The following is a 1,211-nucleotide window of genomic DNA, read 5'->3' as shown; positions in this document are numbered from 1 at the left end:
TGAAGCAGGCGCTTGGTGAAATAATTATCTTTATTGATAGTGATTTAGTAGTTACTGAGCATTTCCTCCAGTCTCATGCTGATGCTTTGGTACAGGCACAGCAGCGTCTGGGATGCGATCGCTTATTCACTTACGGTTGGGTGATCAATACCTGTAATTTCGACGACCCTACCAGCGAACCCTATAAAATTACTGATTTCTCTGCTGCCTATTTTGCGACGGGGAATGTTGCGATCGCACGAAAATGGCTCTTAGAAGCTGGACTCTTTGATACTCTCTTCCAACTCTATGGCTGGGAAGACTTAGAACTAGGTGTCCGACTCAAACAGCTGGGCTTAAAACTGATTAAATGTCCCGAAGCGGTAGGTTATCATTGGCATCCTCCCTTTAGCCTCGACCAAATTCCCCGGATGATTGACCGGGAAATTCAACGGGGGCGTATGGGTGTGTTATTTTACCGGAAGCACCCTACCTGGGAAGTCAGGATGATGATTCAGATGACCTGGCTACACCGATTACTCTGGGGGATTCTGTCTTTAGGTGGACGACTCAACGAACGCACCATGGCTCCCTTTTTACAATGGCTAATTGACCGAGGTAAATCCCAGCTAGCTTTAGAAATTGCCCGAATTTTCCTTAACTGGTATAACGTCCAAGGTGTTTATGCTGCTGAGCGGGATATGGAAGGTTGAAGGTTTAAGGTTGAAGGTTAGATGTTGAAGGTTGAAGGTTTAAATTTTAATGTTAAAAGTTGAAGGTTGAACGCGATCGCGTGGCCTTTTGGCCAAGGTTGAAAGTCAAGAAAATAGTTAAGCTGATTTGCATTTAAATTCGTTATTTCCCGTTCCCTGTTCCCTGTTCCCTGTTCCCTGTTCCCTGTTCCCTCTTCCCTGTTCCCTAAAATATTTAGTGATTACTGGAAAGAGAAAGCTGCGATCGCTAAACAACCCCATCCCAAGATCAACGCTGCACCACCTAATGGTGCGATCGCTCCTAGCCACTTGATCCCGGTTAAACTCAGGGCGTACAAACTGCCAGAAAAAATTGCAATTCCAGCGATAAAAGCTGAGCCAGCTACGGTAAGGGAGGTTTGTGCTACTTCTGCACGGCTCAACAACAAGGCTACCAACATTAGCGCTAGAGCATGGTACATTTGATAGCGAGCACCAGTCTGAAAAATTTCCAATGCTCGTTCGGTCAGTTTCTCTTTA

Annotated in this window: 2 protein-coding genes; one reads left to right on the top strand and one right to left on the bottom strand. The window is 45.6% G+C overall.

Annotated elements, in window-relative coordinates:
- Window positions 1–692 (top strand): glycosyltransferase family 2 protein (locus F6K37_RS43390; protein WP_287257341.1); only part of this gene is annotated, 692 nt, incomplete at its 5' end.
- A gap of 221 nt (window positions 693–913) precedes the next feature.
- Here the strand turns inward: F6K37_RS43390 and F6K37_RS43385 are convergent.
- Window positions 914–1,211 (bottom strand): DUF423 domain-containing protein (locus F6K37_RS43385; RefSeq protein WP_287257340.1); only part of this gene is annotated, 298 nt, incomplete at its 5' end.

Source organism: Moorena sp. SIO4E2, assembly GCF_010671945.1.
Classification (GTDB): Bacteria; Cyanobacteriota; Cyanobacteriia; order Cyanobacteriales; family Coleofasciculaceae; genus Moorena; species Moorena producens.
This window is presented reverse-complemented; position numbering and strand designations above follow the sequence as displayed.